Source organism: Terriglobus sp. 2YAB30_2 (assembly GCF_052114765.1).
In the GTDB taxonomy this organism is placed as follows: Bacteria; Acidobacteriota; Terriglobia; order Terriglobales; family Acidobacteriaceae; genus Terriglobus.
The window spans coordinates 106,042-124,746 of sequence record NZ_JBFRFJ010000014.1 but is presented as its reverse complement, the minus strand read 5'-3'; the positions used below and the strand labels follow the sequence as shown (position 1 = coordinate 124,746).

The following is an 18,705-nucleotide window of genomic DNA, read 5'->3' as shown; positions in this document are numbered from 1 at the left end:
TTTGATTCCGTCTCATGGAGTTCTTTCCTGTGCCTTCTTTGAAACAATCGGCAGTAGTTTTGGGCGCCCAGTGGGGCGATGAGGGCAAAGGCAAGATTGTCGATGTCCTCTCAGAGAAGTTTCAGGTGGTGGCGCGGTATGCCGGTGGGCACAATGCCGGGCACACCGTCATCATCAAGGGGAAGAAGTACGTCCTGCATCTGATTCCCTGCGGCGTGCTGCGGCCGGACTGCCTCAGCGTGATCGGCAATGGCGTCGTGATGGACCCTGCCGCCTTCCTGACCGAGGTGAAGATGCTGAAGGAGGCCGGTCTGCCGGTCGACGGACAGCTCTTTGTCAGCGACCGCGCCCAGGTGATCCTGCCCTACCACCGCATGATCGAGCTGGCCGCCGAGAACGCCCCCGGGCGCACAAAGATCGGCACCACCAGCCGCGGCATTGGACCTGCCTATGAAGACAAGATGCACCGTAATGGCCTGCGCGTAGTGGACCTGCTGAATTCGGCCCTGCTGCGCACCCACATCACCAATGCCTGCCATGAGAAGAACTCCATCGCGCACGCCTTGTGGGGCACGGAGCCGCTGAACCCGGCCAAGATCTACGAGGAGTACGCCCGCTACGCTGAGCAGGTGGCGCCGTACGTTACCGACACCGCCACCCTGATGAATGACAGCCTGAAGGCAGGGAAGCGGATTATGTTCGAGGGCGCCCAGGGTGCGCTGCTGGACATTGACCACGGCACCTATCCCTTCGTCACCAGCTCTTCGGCTACGGCCGGCGGAGCCGTGATCGGCACCGGCGTTGGACCGACGGCCATCGGCACTGTCATCGGCGTGACCAAGGCCTATGTCACTCGCGTCGGCGAAGGTCCGTTCCCGACCGAGATCCATGGAGAGATGGGCGAGGAGCTGCGCAAGCGGGGCAATGAGTACGGCGCCTCTACCGGACGCCCGCGCCGCTGCGGCTGGATGGACCTGCCAATCCTGCGCTACAGCAATATGATCAACGGAACGGAATGGCTGGTGGTGACCAAGATGGACGTTTTGGACTCCCTGAAGGAGATTCCGGTCTGCACCGCTTATAAGCTCGACGGCAAGGTCATCGACACCATTCCTGCAGACGTTCGCGGTCTGGAAGCCCTGGAGCCGGTCTACACCACGCTGCCCGGCTGGGCTGAGTCGACCGAGGGCATTACCGAGTTCGACAAGCTGCCGAAGAAGGCGCAGGAGTATCTGAAGTTCCTGGAAAAGGAGACCGGCGCGAAGATCGGTATGGTCTCCACCGGTCCGGATCGCGAACAGACGATGGTTCTGCCGGAGTTTGCTGCCAGCGTAATTGGATAGGGAAAGTTTGAGATGCAGCAAAAGCCCGCGTTCACGCGGGCTTTTGCTTTTTGGCTGAGAGTTGAAGACGCGGGCACACTGAGGCAGGCGACAGTTGTCGGGTGTTTCGACAGAGTCGCCTTCTCTGAAGGCCTATAGAACGGGCCTTGAGCGCTTACCTACCGGGGTGCCCACCGACGTCTGGTTATGTCTCGGAGAAGCAGATTTGCTAGAGCATTTCTCCTGTTGCTGGGTAGCCCGGAAGGGGAGTGCAGCGGCGTTTTCATTGCGGAAAGCGCCCATAGATACGGAATCCCTACACTACACCTACAGGAGAAATGCTCTAGCCGCGTTGAAATGACAAGCAGAGACGATTCCGCTTCAGGCCCTGGATAACCTTCCCCCTCATGGCTGCGTTCTAACTACTAATAGTGCGGAGGTGAACGATGTCAGATCTTAAGACACCGAACCGCTGTAAGCCGGGCCAATGCGAGAACTACAACCGCGTCTCTTCGACCTTTCTCCTACCATCCCTGCGACACCGTGAGCAAGCTTCCGGGATGGCTAACGACAACGCAAATCGTCCAGTAGTCACGGGCTTCCAGTTACTGAATCGCGGCATCAGAGTGTGCAGCGAAAGTGGTACTTGGTTACTAAAAGTTCTTTTGACTTTGCGGAGAAAACAGGGCTACACTCCGTACACCTTACCGATGAAGTACGCAGTCAAATTCGCTATGCTGGCCTTGGCCGTGGTGGCTCCAATTGCCATTCACGCGCAGGTTTTTCGCCAGGTGGGCATGGCCCCGGTGAATGGCGTACGGAAGATTGCGACAGGAAATAAGCCCCGTTCGCACCGGCAGATTGAAGCGCTGGAGCAGCAGTGGCGGCAGGCGCAGTTGAAGGCCGATACCGAAACAATGTCGAAGATGATGGCCGACGACTATATCGGCATCTCCGCCAATGGCATGGTGCAGACCAAGCAGCAGATGGTCGAGCGCGTGATGAACCGCAAGATCAGCATCACTCGCATGGATGTCGATGAACTGAAGGTAAAGATCATCAATGGAAGCACGGCCGTCGTGACCTCTCAGGTGGATGTCGACGGCGAGATGGATGGGCGTCCGTTGCACGGAAAGTATCTCTACACCCGCGTCTATGCCCGCCAGTCCGGCGGAGGATGGAAGGTCGTGAACTTTGAAGCGACCCGTATGCGGCCTGAACCCGACAAGATTGCCGATAACAAGTAATCGATAACGTTAAATGCAAAAGGCCCGGAGAATTTCTCTGGGCCTTGCTGTATTGGGGTTGGTCCCCTAGGCAATGCGCGCTTGCGGCGTCAGCACGGGAGTATTACTCAGGGCCGGTTTGCGTACATTGTTCAGGGGCATATTCAAGGCAAGCAGCCGGCGCGGCAGTGACCGCGTCTGGCCGGTAATGCGCGCGTCCTCAGGTTCAATCAATGAGGCAGCGGCGATGGTCGGGGTGATGGGTAGTACTTTGAGCGAGCTTTGCATCGTACACCTCCGGGGCCGGGAGACATTCCACGCGAGAAAAGGCGCGGAACGTCCAAAATGGGGTTTTGGATCCATGCAAGTACTAGCTGTCGTTTACTAACGGAATAGGATAGATGCGACTGACGTCAGGCCCTGTTGCCTCCAGCGACTGCGTTACGTTGCATCATAATGAACCAATTTTGTGGCGTTGTCTGTAATTCCGTGAAAACGTTCGAAGGTTTAATTCCCGATTTGGCGCGACGTACGGTTTACAGCGACTGAAAGGCCTGTCGCAGGCGCTGCCAGGTGATATCCAGGTCTTCCGGCAGAATACGGGTCTCAGCCAGCACAGGCATGAAGTTGTTATCCCCCACCCATCGCGGCAGCCCATGGAGATGCAGGTGTGCCGCAACGCCGGCCCCGGCAGCTTCTCCAAGGTTCAGGCCAAAGTTCAGCCCATCCGGCCGGTAGGTTGCACGGATAGCCCGCTCGGTCTGCTGGGCCATGGTGATCAGCTCATGCGCTGATTCCACGTCGAGCTTCGCGAGAGCGTCCGTGTGCAGATACGGTACCACCATTACATGACCACTGGTATAGGGAAATGCATTCAGCGCGATGTAGTGGAATTTTCCGCGTGTGACGATGTGTCCGTGGCGCTCTGCTTCATCCACTGGCATGCCGTGTTCAATGGCGTAGTCGACCGAAGCAATGAGATTGCAGAAGACGCATCCCTGGTCGTCAGGATAGGCATTCAGAGGCTCAGGAATACCTTTGCGCTGCGAAGGCCCAGACTTGGTGATATACGCGTAACGCCATGGCGTCCAGAGGCGGTCCATGGCTTGATGCTAGTTGAATGGTGGAATGGTTGAATAGTTGGATCGTGCGAGGTTCGTAGATCCAGGTTGCCCCTTGGAGAGAATCGGCTGGACCGACACCAGCCAAGACTTACAACTGATGGAGACAAACATCCCTTCAAGCACCGCGCGCATTCCCGGATGGGCGAAGGTATTCAAAGCGGCCCAAAGCACCATTCAACAATTCAACTATTCAACAATTCAACTATTCAACCATTCAACTGGCCGGCTACCGGCCGCCCACGATTCCGTACTTCTTCTCCAGAAAGCCTGCCAGCCCTTCCGGCACCGTGGCGGCCAGTTCCTGCCAGGTGAGCAGGGCCAGGCGGCTGCGGAGGTCTGCGGTGCGTACGCAGCGGATGATCTGGAACCAGGCCTCTCGTAAGTCGGGGCGGCGAACATCACAGAGCACCAGGTAGGTCTTGCCGGTGTGGTGGGCCGCCAAGGCTCCACGGAGGAGCTGGTAGTGCTGATAGTCGCCGCGGGTGTTGCGGGGCAGGTCTTCGAGGAAGAAGACCTCTTCGAGGTCACGGTAGCGCTCTACTAGTGCTGGACGGACGGTCTGGAAGCCGGTCTCAGTGAGCTTGGCTTCGATCAGCAGGTGCCCGAGCACGAGATCGACCTCCGAGCGGTCAGAGCGTGTGCCGTGCTGTGGAGCCTCCATGCGCACACCGAACTCAGGTGTAAGGCCCGGAGCGATGCCAAGCAGGGCACAGACCTGGGGGCGCGACAGCAGGCCCGGATAGCAGACGATATTCATCAGCAGGGCATCGGAGGAGTTGGCGCAGTCGAGCTCCTTGCGCTGGCGCGTCCTGGCGTATGCCACCCGGTTGCTCGCGGTGTATGCCTTCGCGAGGCGTGCCGCCCAGGCTGGGTTGGCGAGGATGCGGCGATAACTGGATGGGTGGAAGTTGCCGTGTTGGCCCAGCTCATCTTCCTGGAATAAGACCGATGGCGTGTGCAGGTCGTCGCGGCCGTAGGTGGTTTCGTGCTCGCGCTCAAGCGCGAGTCCGCGGGCGGATAGTTCGCGACGGAGTTGGGAGGAGGAGAGGGGCACGGCGCTTCTTAGAAATTAGACGTCGAAGAGGAATGGTGTCGAGAGCGCGCCGAGTTGAAAGTTGAAGACGCAAAGACGGTTCGCGCGTAGCGCGAATACCCAGGTCCCAGAAGCGGGACCCGGGGCACCCGGTGTTTGGGCTATCCATTCCGATCCCGGCTGCCCATGCCGTACTTTTTCAACTTTCAACTTTTAACTTTCAACGAGCGCCTATGCCTCTTATAAAAGCCACGGCATTCAACCTGCCACAAAGAAGAAGGCCTCCCTTGCGGGAGGCCTTTTGCGCTTCTCGTCGCATGGGCGAAGACTACATCGTGACGCCGCCCTTGTTCTTCTCTTCCTTCTTGCGCTCGTTTTCCTTACGTGCGCCCATGGCCTTGTCGCTCCACTCCTGTGCCTTGTCCAGGTCGGCCTTGCGAGCAGCGTCGTTGCCGCACTCGAGGTCAGCCTTACGGCGATAGGTGAGGTTGAGGTAGGTCATGGCTTCCTCATAAGTCGCATTGTTAGCGACGGCCTTCTGCAGATACTCCAGACCTTCGCTCACCAGGTTGGTGTTCTGGGCCTGCAGCTTGGCGCATGCGTCCTTGCTCTTTTTGGGGTTGCCGTCGCCTCCGTCGGTCAGGCCATCGGCAGCGAGGATGGTGGTGGCGTTCTTATACGACTGCATCCAGTCGATAACGCCGATGGTGTAATAAGCCTCAGAGGCAGCGGGATCGACCTCGATCACCTTCTTCTGCCAGTTCTTCGCATCATCAAACTTCTTCAGGTTGAAGCTGATGGAAGCCATCTGCTGCAGTGCAGTCTTGTCCTTCGGGTCTTTCGCAAGAATCTGCTGGAAACCATCCATCGCGCGTTGTGCCGTTTTGAGGTTCTCAGGCGTCTCAAGGTTAGGCACTACCTGCGATGCCAGCGTGGTGGCGAGATAAAGACGGGCCACGTCGTAGCTCGGATCGTAATCGAGAGCCTGCTGGAAATGATTGATAGCGTCTTCGTACTTCGCGCCCTTGAAGGATGCGATGCCCTTCGTAAGCTGGTCGCGGGCCTTCAGACGGTTGCATCCGGTGGCCGAGAGAAGCGTAACCAGGAGAAGTGCGGCCATTGCCGGAACACGTAGCTGGAATTTCATTGGACGAAGGGTCTCCTTGAGAATTCGCGATGTAGTGATTTTGCCGGATTGCGTGCGAGAAGCGCGACAGTCTTGCACGATGATTGTAAAGGCATAGCATGACGCATGGCCAGTAGTTGAAGGTGAAAAGGAGATTGGCCCACCTGAACGGTACCGATCAGGTGGTAACCCTCCTCCGAAGACGGTTCAGCAGTTCATCTGGTTGCAGTCTTTTCTGGTTAGCAAAGCAATTTCCGAGGCCCCTGCGCGGCGGATAGTATTGACCGCGCCGACGACCACCTGCAAGTCAAAACGTTCATCCGCCTGTAATAAGACGGTGCGGTCCTGCCTCAGCGCCATTGCCGCTGCCAGACGATGACCCATCTCATCAGGAGCCATCTCCTGACGGTTCAAAGCATAGGCCGGAACACCACCGCCGCTATAGGACAACTGCACTACTAACGGGGCAGAGACCGGCTCCGGAGCCGTATGGGTTGCCGATTGCGAAAGAGCCGCTCCCATACCGCGGCCGGGTATGGGAGCAATGACCATAAAGATAATGAGCAGAACGAGAAGAACGTCGATCAGCGGTGTGACGTTGATCTCAGAGGCGATGCCGCGGGTTGCTGCTGTGAATGCCATAAAGACCTCGTAAAGGAAGTCGTGAGCGAGCACAGCGTTAAAGACACCACGGGCGGCAGCTATGTGCCACCGCCCGCGTAAGGTATAGGTCGATGTGCTTCTGGACGCGTATCCGGGCACGCATGAGCAGAGAGCCCAGGCGCGGCAGAAGCTCACCGTATGCTTACTGTCCAGCCTCGACGCGAGGTGTGATCAGACCGATGTTGTCCACGCCGGCGGCGTGTCCGAAGTCGATCACCTCAGCGACGTACTGGAAGTCGAGGTCCTTGTCACCCTTGACGAACATGACCTTTTCGGCGCGGGTCGCGTAGATCTCCTGCAGCTTGGGCGTCAGGCTATCCTTTGCGAAGTCCGTGTCGTTGATCTTGTACGCAGGACGGCCATTGTTGGACAGCACCTGCACCACGATCGTGCGGTCGTTGGGGTTCTCCTGCTGGTTCTTGTCCTTCGGCGGCTGAGGCACCAGGGTGTCCAGTCCATGAACTGCCGTGGGCTGGATGACCATGAAGATGATCAGCAGCACCAGCAGAATGTCGATCATGGGCGTCACATTGATGTCAGAAGAGACGCCACCACCACCACCACCACTCATTCCCATAGCTGAATTCCTTCGTTGCCGCACTCGGCGGCGAATCTTGAACTTTGCTTGCTTCTTACTTACTGATCTTCAGTCTTCTCGGTCAGCAGACCGAGCTGGCTTACGCCGGCCGAACGGATACCGTCGACAGCGTCCATCACCTTGCCGTAGTTCGCGCGGGCGTCGCCACGAAGGTAGACGTGCTTCTCGGTCTTGTTCTCCAGCTTGGCCGAGATTTTGGCGCCCATATCGTCAACGGTCACCTGGTCACCGCCCAGGAAGACCTTGCCGTCACGGGTCACAGCAACGACCACGGAGTCTTCTTTATTGGCGTCTTCCATGATCACCGCGGCGTTAGCCTTGGGCAGATCGACGTTCACCTTGTTGTTCAACATGGGGGTAATGACCATGAAGATGATCAGCAGCACCAGCATCACGTCCACCATCGGTGTGACGTTGATGTTGGAGTTTACTGCACCCTCGAGGTTCCGAGATGCCATTCCCATCGGAGTTGCTCCTTAAGCGAGTCTTTTCGTACTGCGAGAGTTTCAGGCCGCCCGGACCCCGGTCATACCGTTTCGCGGCGGCTGACCGGGGTGCGAGGCGGAGATTCTCGCTTGGGCTGTTTAGCGGTGCGACTGCTTGATGAAGTAGTCCACCAGCTCCGAGGAGCTGTTGTCCATCTCCACGTCGAAGGACTCAACCTTACCGGTGAAGAAGTTGAAGCACATAACGGCCGGGATAGCTACGAGCAGACCGAACGCGGTCGTTACCAGGGCTTCCGAGATACCGCCGGCGACAGCGCCGATACCGGAGGTCTTCTGGGTGGCGATCTGCTGGAAGGCGTTAAGAATACCGACTACCGTACCGAACAGACCGATAAAGGGAGCGGTGGAACCGATGGTGGCCAGACCGCCCAGGCCGCGCTTCAGCTTGGCGTGAACGATAGCTTCAGAGCGCTCCAGAGCGCGCTTGGCAGACTCGATCTGATCCTCGGTGATGGAACCGCCGGAACCGAACGAACGGAACTCCTGCAGGCCAGCGGTAACAACCTCGGCCAGGTGCGACTTCTTGGAACGGTCGGCGATCTTGATCGCCTCATCCAGACGGCCGTCCTTCAGAGCGCCGGCAACCTTGGGAGCAAACTCACGGGACTGCTTACGGGCAGCCGAGAAATACAGGGCGCGATCGATGATCACAGCCAGCGACCAGATCGACATGATGAACAGGATGATGGCGACGATACGGGCCAGCCAGCCCATGTTCGTCCACAGACCCATGAGCGAGAAGCTTACCTGGCCCTCCTGGAGAAACATGCCGATGCTGTGGGGGGCGAAAGTTGCGAGATGAGCGAGAATCACTTGATTCTTTCCTCCTGATTGGGACTTCCGGTACTACGTGTGATGCAAAACGTTGATTGTTTGAGCTGTGCCAACCGGGCCACAGCCCCCGCAATGTCGAAACCTGCTGCTAAGTCTTGAGACTTAGCCTCCCATCGTAAAGTTTACGGTGATGGTGGTATCCACTTCGGTGGGTTCACCATTCAGCAGGTAGGGCTTGTACTTCCACTGCTGCACAGCCTCGACGGCCGCGTTACGCAGCATCTCAGGTCCGCTGATGACCGTCAGGTTCTGGATGGTGCCGGTCTTCGAGATCACGGCATGCAGCACTACCGAACCCTGGACGTGAGCGGCGCGGGCGATCGGAGGATAGACCGGGTTGGTCTTCACCAGGATCTGTCCAGCCATCACGCCGGCCGAAACGCGGGTCGGTCCCTTGGGCGGAGCCACCTTCACGACCGGAGCCGGAGCCGTACCGATACCACCCAGGACGCCACCAGCGATGCCGGAACCGGAACCGCCACCCATGCCCGCCATGCCGGCAACACCGGCGACCTGCGGCGGAGGCGCAGCGTCTTCCTTAACCATCTTGATGTCCTTGGGGATCTTGGTCGGAGCATGCAAACCCTGGTCCAGCTCGCTGATGACCTTGATCGGCTTAATCACCTGCGCCGGTGGCGGGGGTGGCGGAGGCGGAGGTGGCGGCGGGGGCGCGCTGAGCATCGCCGTCATCGCCGTCTTAGGCAGCGCTTCGGGATACAGCAGCGGAATCAGGATCATCAATGCGATGATGACCCCGTTGAAACTAAAGGTTGCGATCATCCAGTACTTGGACTTGGACTGGATCTTGCCGCCGGATTCCATCAACGAGTCTTCAAACATAGTTGCAACCCTCAAATTGGAGGTGAGCCTACGTGCTACAGACACCGCAGATTCTGATTTTGTTCCCGGAATAGGGAGGTGTTCCTGAAAAAAATGAAAAAGTTTCTGGGTTGCACCGAAGAGGGTGCAACCCAGCCCAATTACGCCCGCTTGCCGCCGGGAAGCGATGCCGCCTTACCTTTGGCAATGCGCCAGTCCTGATACGCCACCAGCATGGGAGCCGCCACCGCGATCGACGAATAAGTTCCGATCAGGATGCCGACCACCAGCGCAAAGCTGAAGCCGTGCAGTACCTCTCCGCCGAAGAGATACAGCGAGAGGACGGTGAGGAAGGTCAGGCCCGAGGTCAGGATGGTACGGCTCAGGGTCTGGTTGATGCTGCGGTTCACCACGGTCGACAGGGTCTCGCGGCGCGCCGTCGCCAGGTTCTCGCGAATACGGTCGAAGACGACGATCGTATCGTTCATGGAGTAACCGACCAGCGTCAGAATCGCCGCTACCACCGTCAGGGTGATCTCCTGGTTGGTGAGACTGAAGGCGCCGATGGTGATCAGCGTGTCATGGAAGACAGCGACCACGGCAGCCACTCCATAGATGAGCTCGAAGCGGAACCAGAGATAGACCAGCATGCCGAGCAGCGAGTACAGCGTCGCAAACAGGGCCTGGTGACGGAGCTGTTCGCCGGCCGTCGGTCCGATGGTCTGGGAGCTTTCTACCTTGAAGCCGCCATCGTGATAGTTCGCCTCCAGGGCGCTAAGCACCGCGGCGCGGGCATCGAAGCCGGTGGCATCGCTCTTCTCGGGCAGCGAGATCAGGACCTCGGGACGAGCAGCCTGGTCGCCCCTCACCGCCTGGATCTTCGCATCCTTAATTCCGGACGCGTCGAAGGCGGAGCGGATACGGTCTTCGCTGGGCGTACGGTCGAAGCTGACATGCACCTGGGTGCCGCCCTTGAAGTCCACGCCGTACGGAATCTTGTGCCAGAAGAGCATGCTGAAGATGCCGGCCACTGAAAAGACAAGAGAGAAGGCGAGCAGATACCACTTCTTGCCCAGCCAGTCGATATTGATGTCGCGAAACAGTTCCACTGTTGTTGCTCCGAGAATTCCGTATTAGATCGAGAGCGCTTCGCCGCGCTGCTTGCGGTTCAGGATCGCGTCAAAGATGGTGCGCGAAACGAAGACCGCGGTAAAGATGTTGGCCAACAGACCGAAGGTCAGGGTCACTGCGAATCCACGCACAGGACCGGTGCCAAAGAGGAAGAGGATGGCCGCCGAGACGATCGTCGTCACGTGGGTATCGATGATCGTGACCCACGCGTGCGCAAAACCGTTCTGCACCGCAGCGCTGGGCGTACGGCCCAGGTGCAGCTCTTCACGGATACGTTCGAAGATCAGAACGTTGGAGTCGACGCCCATACCGATGGTCAGAATCACGCCGGCGATACCCGGCAGGGTCAGCGTCGATCCGGTCAGGCCCATGAAGCCGAGCAGGATGACCAGGTTCAGAACCAGCGCCAGGTCGGCGTTGATGCCGGCTCCCCGGTAGTAGAGGAGCATGAAGAACATCACAGCGAGCATGCCGGCGACGGCGGCATAGACACCGTGCGTAATCGAAGCCGCGCCCAGGGACGGACCGACGGTCAGCGTGTCGAGATACGAGATGGAAGCGGGCAGGGAACCGGTACGGAGCATGAGCGAGAGGTTCTTCGCTTCGTCTTCCGAAAGACCTTCGATCACGCCCGAGTCGTGAATGGCGCTCTTGATGCTGGCCACACTGCGGACGCGGTTCTCGAGGACGACGGCGATGCCTTTGCCGACGTTCGCGCTGGTGAACTCATAGAAGCGTTCGCCGGCGCCGCTGGTCAGGTTGAAGCTGGTCTGCGACTGACCGGTGTTGGGGTCGCGAACCGGCTGAGCTCCGCGGAAGTCAGTACCGGAGACGATGGCCACGCGCTTGAGCACGTAGAACATGTCGCTGTTACCGGCGGCGGTAACCGAATTTGCGCCCTTCACGATCATGTCGTCCGGGGGAAGCGAGCCGCCGAGGGTCTGCAGGGCGTCGGCCTCAGTCGCCGCGGGTCCGGCGACAACCTCGTGAATCTCAAGACGAGCCGTGGACTGGATAGCGTTGTGCACTTCGTCGGCGTTGGAGATGCCGGGCAGCTCGATGAGGATCTGGTTGTCACCCAGGCCGTACTGCTGGATGACGGGCTCGGCGACGCCGAGGCTGTCGACGCGCTGACGGATGGTCTCGATCGAGGTCTGGAGAACCGTGCTCTCCATCTCCTTGCGCGACTGCTGTTTCATCGTCAGCGTGTAGCCGTTCGGTACCGACGCCACATCGTAGGTCGAGGAATAGGAAGTACCGTTCAGGACGCCGCGAGCCTTGGAGGTGTCGGCAGGGGTGACATTCGCAACGTTAATAATGTCGACCTTGGTGGGGTCGAGCTTGGCGACCTGCACACCGGTGACTCCGGCCTTGGCCAGGTCAACCTGGAGGCGAGCGACATCCGAGTCGGTCTGGGCGGCGACGGCTTCAGCCACGTGCACCTGCAGTACGAGGTGGGTACCGCCCTTTAAGTCGAGGCCGAGGTGGATGCTGTTGGTCAGCAACTGCTTCACGCTGCCCTTCTTCGGCAGGCCGGAGCCGAAGAAGATGAAATAAGTAAAGATGACCAGGGTCGCAACAATAATGCCGGTCCGACCGGCGAGCTTCTTCTGCATGGCTACTTTTCTTCCTCGCCGGTCGTAACGCTGGCAATGGCGCTCTTGGCAAACTCGAGCTTCAGGTTGTCGGGAGCGACGCGCAGGATCAGCGAATCGTCTTTGACCGACAGGATGACGCCCTTGATGCCGCCGGAGGTTGTAACGCGGTCGCCGGCCTTGAGATCACCGAGCATCTGCTGCCACTTCTTCTGCTTGCGCTGATTCGGAAGAATCAGCAGGAAGTAGAAGACAGCAATCATAAGAACGATAGGCAGCATCGTAACCAGAGAAGATCCCTGGGCAATCTGCAGGATTATGGCTGAGACAGGTGCGGATACGGTCAACGCGAGCGTCCTTCAACACACCGGCGGGGCGCGGCCTTACGGACGCGAACCAACCGGATCGAAAATGATCACCCGATGTCCTTTTTGAAGTCGGGCCCGTCCTGGATGGACGCTGCCCGCGTCATGCCGGTCGATGGCTACGTCCGTAAACGGACGCAGGTCTGCCTGCCCGGATGGAAGGGTGCTAGGCTCCAGCATCGCTGAGGCCGCTCCGACATGTCAAGGAAACTGCCTCCCAGGCGGACGTCTGTTAACACCCGGAGGTACCCGCTTTCATATCCCTGTCCCCTGGTCCCATGAGCGCCCGCACCTCCGCGGCGCGCATATCGAGCAGGGGGCCGTTTTCCAAAACGAACTTCACCATCCGGTCCACGGTGGCCACACCGGCCATCCGTCCGTCGGCTCCAACGACGACGATCGGGTCGAAACGGTGAGCCAGGGGTCTGCTGAGGCATCGTTGGAGCACCGCGCGCAGATCGCTCTCGCGCTGGACCTTCATCGGCTTGGCCAAGTGGCGAATCCCGATCAGGGAGTGCCGCTCAACGATGCCGGAGGGACGGTTCGCCTCGTCCACCAGCAGGACGACATGTGCTTCGTCGTTCGCGTCAAGGTAAGTTGCGGCTGTGTCCGCGTCGGAGCAGGTGAAACAACTGTCGATCACGCCCCACAGGTTGCCTTGCTGCCTGGCCTCTGCCCGCGTGCGAATGGCTTCGGCCTGCAGGGCAGGCAAAGGAAGCATCTCCGCAGAGGGTTTCCCCAGGTAGTAACCCTGGGCCAACGAAACACCGAGGTGGATGAGTTCTTCCAGCTCGCTTGCGGTCTCCACACCTTCGGCGATGATCGTGGCATCGATACGGCTGGCCATGGTGCCCATCATTTCGATCAGCGAAGAACGGGCCGGCTCTTTGTGACAACCGCCGACAAAAAACCGGTCGAGCTTAATGAAGTTGGGACGCAGCTCCATGACATGCTTCAGGCTGGCGTATCCGGCGCCGGTGTCGTCAACCGCAATGTGGCCGCCGGCTTCACGGATCTGATCGAGACGGGACCGTAGGATGGAGTAATCGTGAATGGGTTCGTCTTCCGTGATCTCAAAGACGGTTCCACCGAAATGTCCGATCTCTTTTAGTAACTGCTGCCACTGCCGCGAAAGCAGAAGAGACGGACCTGCATTGATGGTCAGAAAGCACTTCGGCGGAAGCTTCGACCGCTCCCAGAAAGCACTACGCAGGACCACGCTCTCCAGATCCGCACGTCTGCCTAGATCGCCGGCTACCTGAAAGACCTGATTCGGAGACGAGGCGATCTCGGCAGGAAAACGCGCGAGCGCTTCGTAACCGGCCACCAGACCACGTTCAAGATCGACGATTGGCTGATAGTGGAAGCCGAATGGAATATCGCCTTCGAGCAAATCTGAGATCATGCGGCGTTGTTGCTCGCGCTTGGCGAGGTTGATGTACATAGCCAGCCCGCGCGCTATCCGTTCACCGAAGGTAGAGTAAGGCCGTACTCCACGGGAGCACACTTCGTTGGCCCTGCCAGAGTTCCATCCAGATGGTGCGCGGCAAATCGAGTCGAGGGGCCGGAGACCACATGACCACAGGCAAATCGCTTCATGGAGCAATCCTTCTTGCTTGGCCGTTACCGTACTTACTGCTCTGAATGCGCGCTCAGGCCCGTCTTGTATGCCTCAACTGTGTCACGGAACCTACCCATTGCACAATTGCATTTACGGACAACATAGTTCCTGCGTAGGCTACCCTGGCGTTTCGCCGGCGAAACGATCATTTCGCTTGATCGAATTCGTTGCGAAGCGCCTGCATCTGGTCGAGATAAAAGGCGAGGTTATGTTCACTCGCCAGGGTGAGCGCCAGCGGCTCGCCGCTGTGCATCAGGTGGCGCAGATAGGCGCGCGTATAGCGACGGCAGACCATACAGCTGCATGCCGGATCAGGAGGGTTCTGATCTTCGGCGTACTGCCTGTTTTTGATATTCAGGCGTCCCTGGCTGGTGAAGAGAAGGCCGTGTCGGCCGGCGCGGGTAGGCAGCACGCAGTCCATCATGTCGACACCCATACGGGCGTACTCGACGATCTCGTCGGGATAACCCACGCCCATCACATAGCGCGGCTTGTCTTTGGGGAGATATTCGAGCGTGTGCGCGATCATCTCCCGCGTGACCTCACGCGGTTCGCCGACAGCAAGGCCGCCGATGGCATAGCCGGGGAAGTCCATCTCGACCAGCCGCTCGGCTGATTCGGCGCGGAGATCCTTATACATGCCTCCCTGCACAATGCCGAAGAGCGCCTGGTGACTTTCATCAAGCTCGCTGTGCCAGGGCACTTCATGACGATGTTCTTTCCAGTAGTCGAGCGATCGCTGCGCCCAGGCATGCGTCAGCCCCATCGACTCTTTGGTGCGCTCCCATGTGGCGGGGGTTTCGACACACTCATCGAAGGCCATCATGATGTCCGCGCCAAGCGCGATCTGGACCTCCATGGAGTGCTCGGGCGAGAAGAAGTGCTTTGATCCATCGAGATGCGAGCGGAACTCGACGCCATCGGGAGTGACCTTGCGCAGCTCGCTCAGGCTGAAGACCTGAAAGCCACCAGAGTCGGTGAGCATGGAGCGGTTCCAGCTCATGAACTTGTGCACGCCGCCGGCGCGGCGGATCAGCTCGTGTCCCGGACGGAGATAGAGGTGATAGGTGTTGGCCAGAATGATGGCAGCACCCTTGCCCTCGGCTCCGTTGGTCTCCATGACATCCTGCGGGACGGCTTTCACGGAAGCAGCCGTGCCGACCGGCATAAAGACCGGGGTTTCTACCTTGCCATGGGGCAGGGTAAGAGTCGCCCGGCGTCCAGGGCCGGATTCTTTCAGGAGTTCAAAGCTAAGGGACACTCGTCTATTTTACGAAGCCGGCTCAAGATTCGCGGGCCGACGCCACTGCCGGAACCAGGCAATGGGCATCGGTAGAAAAAGCAATCCCCAGAGCATCACTGCCCACAGATGAAGAACCATCTCTTCCTGTTCAGATGGATCCATTGCCGACCTGAGACCGAAATAGGCGACGATGAACAGGACAGAAAGCAGCGTGCCAAGAAGAAGAAATGGCCAGCGAATCTGCCGCCTGTAGAACAAGGCGTCCCATCCGGTACCGGCGAACCACCAGAACGGTAACGAGAGGATCGGGTAGGTGAGATCTCTCCAGGTGTCCATCATCAGGCGGGATGGATGATAGGTTGCAGGCCACCTTGTTGGCAGAGAGATCAGAATCTCCCCAATGACGCCAGGGAAATCCAGAGACACCAGCGTCTTTTCCCGAGAGAGGCCCACTGCATTCAAAGCAAAGATCAGCAATTCCGATTTGCGGAATTGACCTTCGATAGTGCCTTGTTGAGTTTCATTTCGTAATACTGCTTGCTCTCTCCCTCCCATGGCTTGCCGCAATGAGAGATATAACAGCGTCGTTGGAGCGAGAAAAACAAAACACCAGAGCACTAGGTCTGCAATCGGGAACAGGATGGAGAATCGGATGCTCTTGAAGTTCACTTGGCGAGCTTACATGGGAGCACTGGATTGGCTATGAAGCATCTCTCGGATACTCCGTCCGAGCACCGGATGGACCCACTCCGGTGCGATCTCCGCTAATGGCTCCAACACAAACAGCCGCTCATGCATTGCTGGGTGTGGGAGCGAAAGTCCGGATTCATGGAGGACGAGATCGTCGTAGAGCAGAAGGTCGAGATCCAGCACACGAGGGCCTTTTTGCGGCACGAGGGCGCGGTTTCGACCCATTTTGCGCTCGATTTCGAGCATTTCCCGCAGGAGAACCAAAGGAGTTAACCCCGTCTCAAGCAGGCAGGCGCCATTCAGGAAGTGGGGCTGGTCAACGTAGCCGACCGGGGCGGTATCGCGGAAGGTGGAGACAGCCATGACCCGTCCAAGGGCGCTAAGTTGCTGAATTGCCTGGGATAAATGCTGCTGCCGGTCACCGAGATTGGAGCCTAGCGCGATGGCTGCTTTAGGCATGAACAGGCTGTAGGCGGGCGAAGGCCTCGGATTCGGCAGCCTCCTCGTCGTAGACGTGGGTCAGCTCCCAGGTGGAGCGGTCTTTCATGAGCTGGGAGACGAGGGCCGTATGCATGGCGTGCCCGGCTCGCTCGGCGACGACGCGGCCCTGGATGCGGCGGCCCGCCAGGGCGAGGTCGCCGATCAGGTCGAGAACCTTGTGGCGGACGAACTCGTCGGGGAAACGAAGCGGGCCATTCTGGACGCCAGTGCGGGTAAGAATGATGGCTGACTGCTCGGAGACTCCGCGGATAAGACCCATGTCGCGAAGCTTCGCTTCATCTTCTTTCCACCCGAAGGTGCGGGCTGGAGCGATGAGGTCGGTGTAGGCCCCGGTCTCGAGGTCGCCGAGGAAACGTTCGCGGCCGATCGGTGAAGGGAAGTCGATGAGGTAGTCGATCTGGTAGCCGGTGCCCGGGTAGACGCCAATGAACTTATCGCCCTCGCGGACCTCAACCTCTTTGAGGACGCGGATGTACTCCCGTTTACGGCGCTGCTGACGGCTGCCGACGCGTTCGAACTCGGTCACGTACGGACCAGCGGAGCCATCGAGGATTGGGAGCTCGAGATTGTCGATCTCGACGATGACGTTGTCGATGCCGTAACCAATAAAGGCCGAGAGCAGATGCTCGGTCGTAGAGATGAGTACGCCCTGGCGCATCAGGCTGGTGGCGTAGCTGACCTTGGCAACATTGCGATTGTTGGCGGGAATCTCGAAGCCGTCCAGGTCGGTGCGACGAAACACGATACCTGACCCCGCGGCGGCAGGGATAAGGCGCATGGTGACAGGAGCTCCGGAGTGAAGGCCAATACCGGAGAAGCTGATCTCCGAGGCGATGGTGCGTTCGTAATGGGGCTTACCTGACACTCGTTCCAATCACCGTCCCAAACTTGTGACGAGAGTCAGAGTAGCCCCGATTCAAAGAAGTGCGGCTGTGGCAAAAACGACACAGTTAATCGTTTGGCTTATCCACATTTCCTTCAATTCCGCCGAATTTAGCTGCGGGCGATAGACTTCTTGGCGATGGCTACGCTTTCGCTGGAAACTCTGGAGTCTTTACTGCAACCGTATCTTCCCGCCGGGGTGCCCGGCGGTGTCGCAGAGAAGCTGTCCGCGTACTTAGATCTGCTGATGAAGTGGAATGCCCGGACAAACCTCACCGCCATCCGGCAACCGGAGGAGATGGCGCGTCGGCACTTCGGGGAGAGCCTCTTTGCCGGAGGACTTGTGCCGGAGGGGACAAAGACGCTGCTCGACCTGGGATCTGGGGCCGGATTTCCCGGGATTCCGATCCAGATCCTGCGGCCTGAGATTGCGGTGACTCTGGCGGAGTCCCAAGGGAAGAAGGCGGCGTTTCTGCGGGAGGTTGTGCGGACTTTGGGATTGAAGACGGAGGTCTGGGCAGACCGGGCGGAAAGGTTGGCTGAGACTGAAAAGCGAACGAGGAGCTTCGATGTCGTCGCGATGCGAGCCGTGGACAGGATGCAGGAGATGATTCTGGTGGGGGAGAGGCTGGTTCGTCCGGGCGGTGATCTGATGTTGCTGACAACCCGTGCCCAGGCTGAGGCGTTAGGCCGGCCCGCGAAGTCTATTACGACGCTGCCTGGGTCTATCGATGGGGTGGTTGCTGTGTTCCACGTGGAACAAGAGGGTTGAAGAGTTGAGGCTTAGAGACGTAATGGCGTGGACCCGGGCATGTTCCACGTGGAACATGCCCGGATCCTGAACTCTCACCCCACTCAAGACAGCTTCGGGATAGTCATAGCTTGGGGTGCCCCGGGTCCCGGGGTCCCCAACGAACCGAGTTCGTTGGGGTGGATGTCCCGATCCTGGGACCTGGGTATTTCGAGCCGTAGGCTCGAACTGTAGTTTTAGAGCCCAGTCCGAGACACGAAGGGAGAAAAGCAGATTCTCCGCAACGTCCCGAAATGACGAAACTAAGCGGAGTTGGTGGGAGGACAAGTGGTCCTTCACTCTGTTCAGGATGGCAAACGTAAAGGTCCACGTTCCACGTGGAACGTCCGATCGGGGTCGGTTCGGGATCAACCGGTTCGAGCTTCGCTTGAATTCCCAGGTCCCAAAGGCGGGACCTAGAGCACCCGGTCCGTGGTGATTCGGGCCGTCCGAGCCGGATGTTCCACGTGGAACATCCGGCCGCTTCGGAAGCAAAATCGGCTGCTCAACTTATGCCTTACGCCTTCCACTTTCCGCTTGCAACTGCTACCTTTTTCAACTTCGCTCTCTTTCCCGGTGGAAAAGTCCCGGGATGCGTCTCGTAGAGCACTGGCGCGGGTTTTCGTTACACGTGTT

General features: G+C 58.8%; 21 protein-coding genes. 3 read left to right on the top strand and 18 right to left on the bottom strand.

Annotated features, from left to right (window positions below):
• Window positions 1-29 precede the first annotated feature (29 nt).
• Window positions 30-1,343, top strand: a complete 1,314-nt coding sequence (locus AB4Y89_RS19105) for an adenylosuccinate synthase (RefSeq protein ID WP_442302538.1) — start codon at window positions 30-32, stop codon at window positions 1,341-1,343.
• A gap of 650 nt (window positions 1,344-1,993) precedes the next feature.
• A complete protein-coding gene (locus AB4Y89_RS19100; protein ID WP_442302537.1) occupies window positions 1,994-2,569 on the top strand; it encodes a nuclear transport factor 2 family protein in 576 nt (191 codons plus the stop codon).
• A gap of 66 nt (window positions 2,570-2,635) precedes the next feature.
• Here AB4Y89_RS19100 and AB4Y89_RS19095 read toward each other — a convergent pair whose 3' ends face one another.
• From AB4Y89_RS19095 to lpxC, 18 genes are all read right to left on the bottom strand, one after another.
• The gene (locus AB4Y89_RS19095) at window positions 2,636-2,836 is read right to left on the bottom strand and encodes a hypothetical protein (protein WP_442302536.1); all 201 of its coding nucleotides are present in this window, start codon (window positions 2,834-2,836) and stop codon (window positions 2,636-2,638) included.
• Between the two features lie 248 nt (window positions 2,837-3,084).
• Window positions 3,085-3,651, bottom strand: a complete 567-nt coding sequence (locus AB4Y89_RS19090) for an HIT family protein (RefSeq protein WP_442302535.1) — start codon at window positions 3,649-3,651, stop codon at window positions 3,085-3,087.
• A 247-nt stretch (window positions 3,652-3,898) separates the two neighbouring features.
• Window positions 3,899-4,726, bottom strand: coding sequence for a PGN_0703 family putative restriction endonuclease (locus AB4Y89_RS19085; RefSeq protein ID WP_442302534.1), 828 nt, complete (start codon window positions 4,724-4,726; stop codon window positions 3,899-3,901).
• A 307-nt stretch (window positions 4,727-5,033) separates the two neighbouring features.
• Window positions 5,034-5,852, bottom strand: coding sequence for a hypothetical protein (locus AB4Y89_RS19080; RefSeq protein WP_442302533.1), 819 nt, complete (start codon window positions 5,850-5,852; stop codon window positions 5,034-5,036).
• 186 nt (window positions 5,853-6,038) lie between these two features.
• Complete coding sequence (locus AB4Y89_RS19075; RefSeq protein ID WP_442302532.1) at window positions 6,039-6,473, bottom strand: biopolymer transporter ExbD; 435 nt, start codon at window positions 6,471-6,473, stop codon at window positions 6,039-6,041.
• 163 nt (window positions 6,474-6,636) lie between these two features.
• Window positions 6,637-7,071, bottom strand: coding sequence for an ExbD/TolR family protein (locus AB4Y89_RS19070; RefSeq protein WP_442302531.1), 435 nt, complete (start codon window positions 7,069-7,071; stop codon window positions 6,637-6,639).
• A gap of 59 nt (window positions 7,072-7,130) precedes the next feature.
• Complete coding sequence (locus AB4Y89_RS19065; RefSeq protein WP_442302530.1) at window positions 7,131-7,556, bottom strand: ExbD/TolR family protein; 426 nt, start codon at window positions 7,554-7,556, stop codon at window positions 7,131-7,133.
• Window positions 7,557-7,676: 120 nt separating this feature from the next.
• Window positions 7,677-8,411, bottom strand: coding sequence for a MotA/TolQ/ExbB proton channel family protein (locus AB4Y89_RS19060; protein WP_147646192.1), 735 nt, complete (start codon window positions 8,409-8,411; stop codon window positions 7,677-7,679).
• A 123-nt stretch (window positions 8,412-8,534) separates the two neighbouring features.
• On the bottom strand, window positions 8,535-9,272 hold the full coding sequence (locus AB4Y89_RS19055; protein ID WP_442302529.1) for an energy transducer TonB: 738 nt from the start codon (window positions 9,270-9,272) through the stop codon (window positions 8,535-8,537).
• Window positions 9,273-9,412: 140 nt separating this feature from the next.
• Window positions 9,413-10,360 carry a protein translocase subunit SecF gene (gene secF / locus AB4Y89_RS19050; protein ID WP_442302528.1) on the bottom strand — a complete coding sequence of 316 codons (948 nt, stop codon included), beginning with the start codon at window positions 10,358-10,360 and terminating at the stop codon, window positions 9,413-9,415.
• A 24-nt stretch (window positions 10,361-10,384) separates the two neighbouring features.
• Window positions 10,385-11,998 (bottom strand): protein translocase subunit SecD, encoded by a 1,614-nt coding sequence (gene secD / locus AB4Y89_RS19045; protein WP_442302527.1) that lies wholly within the window; start codon window positions 11,996-11,998, stop codon window positions 10,385-10,387.
• A gap of 2 nt (window positions 11,999-12,000) precedes the next feature.
• Window positions 12,001-12,324, bottom strand: coding sequence for a preprotein translocase subunit YajC (gene yajC / locus AB4Y89_RS19040; protein WP_442302526.1), 324 nt, complete (start codon window positions 12,322-12,324; stop codon window positions 12,001-12,003).
• Between the two features lie 250 nt (window positions 12,325-12,574).
• On the bottom strand, window positions 12,575-13,786 hold the full coding sequence (locus tag AB4Y89_RS19035) for an EAL domain-containing protein (RefSeq protein WP_442302525.1): 1,212 nt from the start codon (window positions 13,784-13,786) through the stop codon (window positions 12,575-12,577).
• A gap of 14 nt (window positions 13,787-13,800) precedes the next feature.
• Window positions 13,801-13,941: a hypothetical protein gene (locus tag AB4Y89_RS19030; protein ID WP_442302524.1), complete on the bottom strand. Its 141-nt coding sequence runs from the start codon at window positions 13,939-13,941 to the stop codon at window positions 13,801-13,803.
• Window positions 13,942-14,108: 167 nt separating this feature from the next.
• Window positions 14,109-15,224 carry a tRNA guanosine(34) transglycosylase Tgt gene (gene tgt / locus AB4Y89_RS19025; RefSeq protein ID WP_442302523.1) on the bottom strand — a complete coding sequence of 372 codons (1,116 nt, stop codon included), beginning with the start codon at window positions 15,222-15,224 and terminating at the stop codon, window positions 14,109-14,111.
• Window positions 15,225-15,233: 9 nt separating this feature from the next.
• Entirely contained in the window at window positions 15,234-15,632 is a 399-nt protein-coding gene (locus AB4Y89_RS19020) for a hypothetical protein (protein ID WP_442302522.1), read from the bottom strand.
• A gap of 252 nt (window positions 15,633-15,884) precedes the next feature.
• Window positions 15,885-16,355, bottom strand: coding sequence for a 2-amino-4-hydroxy-6-hydroxymethyldihydropteridine diphosphokinase (folK, locus tag AB4Y89_RS19015; RefSeq protein WP_442302521.1), 471 nt, complete (start codon window positions 16,353-16,355; stop codon window positions 15,885-15,887).
• Complete coding sequence (lpxC, locus tag AB4Y89_RS19010; RefSeq protein WP_442302520.1) at window positions 16,348-17,262, bottom strand: UDP-3-O-acyl-N-acetylglucosamine deacetylase; 915 nt, start codon at window positions 17,260-17,262, stop codon at window positions 16,348-16,350. Before lpxC ends, folK begins: the two co-directional genes overlap by 8 nt.
• 156 nt (window positions 17,263-17,418) lie before the next feature.
• Between lpxC and rsmG the strand changes: the two genes are divergently transcribed.
• Window positions 17,419-18,051, top strand: coding sequence for a 16S rRNA (guanine(527)-N(7))-methyltransferase RsmG (rsmG, locus tag AB4Y89_RS19005; protein ID WP_442302519.1), 633 nt, complete (start codon window positions 17,419-17,421; stop codon window positions 18,049-18,051).
• Window positions 18,052-18,705 lie beyond the last annotated feature (654 nt).